We start from the raw sequence: 2865 nt of genomic DNA, 5'->3' as shown, positions 1-2865 counted from the left end.
AAATCGATTTTTAATAACCTTATCTAGGTATTCATCCATTCTTGCTGGCATATCAAAGCCTCCAAACGTATAACGCCTTGTTAAGGTGTGAGGCACGCAATACCTAAGCCACCGCATACCACCTTAACCACTAAAACCAACGCATGACAAAAATGCCACGCGTGCCGAATCACTCTTGAACAATTTGTTAGCATACTTTTTCAATGCTCATAGATCTTTAAGTGATTCTCTTAGTTTATCCATAGTTTGAATTCCAAGTTCACTACTAACCCAACCGTACTGGTCGCCATGAAACCTAGGGAAAATATGCAAATGGTAGTGATCGAGCTCGTTGAAATGAGGTGTCTCTCCATTGTTTTGCATAAAGCCGATACCATCGGGATTGAACTTAGCTTCTATACGTTTATATAAATCTCTTGCAACGTCGGTGATCTCAAAAAACACAGACTCAGGCAGGTCAATGAAAGTACGGTATTGAGTCTTAGGACAAATTAAAATATGCCCAAAGTTGATTGGATCATGGTCTGCAAAAGCTATAACTTGGTCAGATTCGTACACGATGACCGAGTCAATTTCACGATTAACAATTTGTTCGACTATCGTAGCCATCTGAACTCCTATCAAAGTATGCTAACGCCCTGCTAAGGGGTGAGCAACGCAATACCGAAGCCGCCGCATACCACCTTAATCACTAAATTCAACGCATAGTAAAAATGCCACGCGTTACGAATCCCTCTTGAGCAGTTTGTTAGTCGCGAGGCACTGAGCGACAATTTTAAGCCGAACTAAACTTTGCAAACAACAAACTTTATGTGTTTTGATGCATTCAAGTCAGGCGTAGTTTCAAAGCGGCTGCTCAATGAAACCACTTGGAACAAACAACGCCGTAGAAAACGGACTGACAACACCAAAAAGCGCTTTTGGAAAACTAATCTCACAGTGCGGACTTTCAACGAAGTCACTGAAACCATGTGGAATTTACAATACCAGAGAAAACGTCATTTCAGCGAGTAAATCGGCTTTTGTACCAACAAACTCACCGAGCGGAGTTGCAACCAAAAACAGACTCTCGATTGCCCTACTCTGTAAGCACCAAAGAACAAAACAACCGCTAGGACAGGTACAAAATTTTGGACTTAAACAGTTAGAACTAAGCTCTGATGATCAACGATTAATCGGTATACCAAGCAAACAGCTGCTAAATTTTAAGCTCAAAAACATGATTTTGATTGCTAGCTTTTTCTGGCGACTAACGCCCTGCTAAGGGGTGAGCAACGCAATACAAAAGCCGCCGCAAACCACCTAAATCACTAAAATCAACGCATAGTAAAAATGCCACGCGTTGCGAATCCCTCTTGAGCAGTTTGTTAGTCGCGAGGCACCGAGCGACAATTTTAAGCCGAACCAAACTTTGCAAACAACAAACTTTATGTGCTTTGATGCACTTAAATCAGGCGTAGTTTCAAAGCGGCTAGTCAATGAAACCACTTGGAACAAACAACGCCGCAGAAAACGGACTGACAACACCAAAAAACGCTTTTGGAAAACCAATCTCACAGTGCGGACTTTCAACAAAGTCACTGAAACCACGTGGAACTTACCACACCAGAGAAAACGTCTTTTCAGCGAGTAAATTTGCTTTTGAACCAACAAACTCACCGAGCAGATTTGCAGCCAAAAACAAATTATCGATTGCCCTGCTCTGTCAGCACCAAAGAACAAAGCAACCGCTAGAGCACTTGCAAAACGTTGGACTTTAAACAGCTGAAACTGAGTTTTGACCATCGATGATAAATCTGTGTATCAAACAAACAGCTGCCAAATTTTGAGCTCAGAAACATGATTTTGATTGCTAGCTTTTTCTGGCGACTAACGCCTTGTTAAGGTGTGAGGCACGCAATACCGAAGCTTCCGCATACCACCTTAACCACTAAAATCAACGCATGGTAAAAATGCCACGCGTGCCGAATCACTCTTAAACAATTTGTTATATGCCTAGTCACAGGTTTCAATGAATGATGTTATCAACAAGCCTGCTAATTCAGGACTTCAAACTTACAAGCTAAACATTCATTCCCATCGACGTACTCAGAGAACCAATAATGTGGGTCTTTCACCTCACGGTAAGTCGCAAGACTATATTGCTGAGAGAATCGGTACTTCAATATGATAAGCCTGCGACACTTAGGTGGCCATTCAGCTTTCTCTAAAATGACATTTCTATTAGCCAGTTCTGACTTTAAAATCTCGTTCAAAAACACGCTTTCGAACATTTAATTTGTCCTCATGGCATATAACGCCTTGTTAAGGTGTGAGGCACGCAATACCTAAGTCTCCGCAAACCACATTAACCACTAAAACCAACGCATAGTAAAAATGCCACGCGTGCCGAATCACTCTTGAACAATTTGTTATGCGCGTTCTCCACGATTGAAAGCAACTACAGTAGCGCGTAATTTAGTCAGCTTAAACTCTGTAAGTAACACTGTAACAAAAGACAATATAGAAACGGAGATAAGTGCAATATTTATCAAAGCATTACCACTAAACTCATAAATACCTGACAGACCAATAAAAAGCAAAAGACAGGCAATTATCGATGGAATCGAATCATTAGTTTTCACTTTATACTCATCATCAGGTATATCTTTTATTATCGAAACCGGATTTGAAAGCCCGTCAAGCCGAACTGCAATTTTTCCTTTTTTAATTTTGACTTTTAGGCCAGAACTTCTTAACGAATTAGCTAAATCTTCCATGATTGATTATCTCCATTTCTGCGAGCGCATAACGCCTTGTTAAGGTGTGAGGCGCGCAATACCGAAGCTTCCGCATACCACCTTAACCACTAAAACCAACGCATAG

At 41.1% G+C, this 2865-nt stretch carries 5 protein-coding genes; 2 read left to right on the top strand and 3 right to left on the bottom strand.

Going from position 1 to position 2865, the window contains the following annotated elements; all coding sequences use genetic code 11:
* Positions 1 to 207: 207 nt before the first annotated feature.
* On the bottom strand, positions 208 to 609 hold the full coding sequence (locus R7Q41_RS23820; RefSeq protein ID WP_023585550.1) for an HIT family protein: 402 nt from the start codon (positions 607 to 609) through the stop codon (positions 208 to 210).
* Positions 610 to 859: 250 nt separating this feature from the next.
* On the opposite strand from R7Q41_RS23820, the gene R7Q41_RS23815 reads away from it, so the two are divergent.
* Positions 860 to 1264 (top strand): hypothetical protein, encoded by a 405-nt coding sequence (locus tag R7Q41_RS23815; RefSeq protein ID WP_318144688.1) that lies wholly within the window; start codon positions 860 to 862, stop codon positions 1262 to 1264.
* 214 nt (positions 1265 to 1478) lie between these two features.
* A complete protein-coding gene (locus R7Q41_RS23810) occupies positions 1479 to 1760 on the top strand; it encodes a hypothetical protein (RefSeq protein WP_045392079.1) in 282 nt (93 codons plus the stop codon).
* A gap of 276 nt (positions 1761 to 2036) precedes the next feature.
* Here the strand turns inward: R7Q41_RS23810 and R7Q41_RS23805 are convergent, their stop codons facing one another.
* Both R7Q41_RS23805 and R7Q41_RS23800 read right to left on the bottom strand, forming a co-directional pair.
* Positions 2037 to 2273, bottom strand: a complete 237-nt coding sequence (locus R7Q41_RS23805; protein WP_045412096.1) for a hypothetical protein — start codon at positions 2271 to 2273, stop codon at positions 2037 to 2039.
* 138 nt (positions 2274 to 2411) lie between these two features.
* Entirely contained in the window at positions 2412 to 2759 is a 348-nt protein-coding gene (locus R7Q41_RS23800; protein ID WP_172563192.1) for a hypothetical protein, read from the bottom strand.
* Positions 2760 to 2865: the final 106 nt, after the last annotated feature.

The sequence above is a fragment of the Vibrio sp. 2096 genome (assembly GCF_033339595.1).
GTDB lineage: Bacteria > Pseudomonadota > Gammaproteobacteria > Enterobacterales > Vibrionaceae > Vibrio > Vibrio alginolyticus.
The sequence above is the reverse complement of the archived record's forward strand: the minus strand, read 5'-3'. Positions and strand labels throughout refer to the sequence as shown.

Coding starts and splice junctions, on each gene's coding strand:
- R7Q41_RS23820 (WP_023585550.1), bottom strand. CDS start 609: ATGGCTACGATAGTCGAACAAATTGTTAATCGTGAAATTGACTCGGTC.
- R7Q41_RS23810 (WP_045392079.1), top strand. CDS start 1,479: ATGAAACCACTTGGAACAAACAACGCCGCAGAAAACGGACTGACAACA.
- R7Q41_RS23805 (WP_045412096.1), bottom strand. CDS start 2,273: ATGTTCGAAAGCGTGTTTTTGAACGAGATTTTAAAGTCAGAACTGGCT.
- R7Q41_RS23815 (WP_318144688.1), top strand. CDS start 860: ATGAAACCACTTGGAACAAACAACGCCGTAGAAAACGGACTGACAACA.
- R7Q41_RS23800 (WP_172563192.1), bottom strand. CDS start 2,759: ATGGAAGATTTAGCTAATTCGTTAAGAAGTTCTGGCCTAAAAGTCAAA.